The following is a 603-nucleotide window of genomic DNA, read 5'->3' on the forward strand; positions in this document are numbered from 1 at the left end:
ATAATTTATTTTTGTGCTTCAGATGCTTATTTTTTTAAAAACCCCCCCCCGCCGGGGCGCCGCCCGCCCGCCGCCCCCCCCTCGCCGGGCGCCTGCTGAGCTGGTCGGACGCGGTCGCCGAACACTTCCGGCGGCAGCCGGTGGTCGGATGATCATCTCGATCGAGGGTGTGGACGGCGCCGGGAAGAACACCCTGACCCGCGGGCTCGTCGCCCGGCTCACCGGCGCGGGCCATCGGGTCGCCACCCTCGCCTACCCGCGGTACGAGGTGGCCCCGCTCGGCCCGGCCCTGCGTGACCTGCTCGCCGGTGACGCGCGGCTCGCGGCACTCGCGACGGCGCCCCGGGCGACGGCGATGATGTTCGCCCTGGACCGGGCGGCGTCGCGGCCCGAGCTCGACGCCCTGACCTCGGCCAACGACGTGGTGCTGCTCGACCGGTACGTCGCGTCGAACGCCGCCTACGGCGCGGCCCGGCTGCCGCCCGCCGAACGCGCCGACTTCCCGGCGTGGATCGCCGAGCTGGAACTCGGGTCGCTGGCCCTGCCCGCGCCCGACCTGCAGGTGCTGCTGCGGGTGCCGCTCGCTCGGGCGCGGTCCGACGC

Annotated in this window: 1 protein-coding gene; it reads left to right on the plus strand. The window is 74.0% G+C overall.

Annotation, left to right across the window (positions count from 1 at the left end; translation table 11 throughout):
- Nucleotides 1–148: 148 nt before the first annotated feature.
- A partial coding sequence (locus MXD58_RS24550; RefSeq protein ID WP_250610031.1) for a nucleoside/nucleotide kinase family protein occupies nt 149–603 on the plus strand: 455 nt, incomplete at its 3' end.

Source organism: Frankia sp. AgKG'84/4 (assembly GCF_023242965.2).
GTDB lineage: Bacteria > Actinomycetota > Actinomycetes > Frankiales > Frankiaceae > Frankia.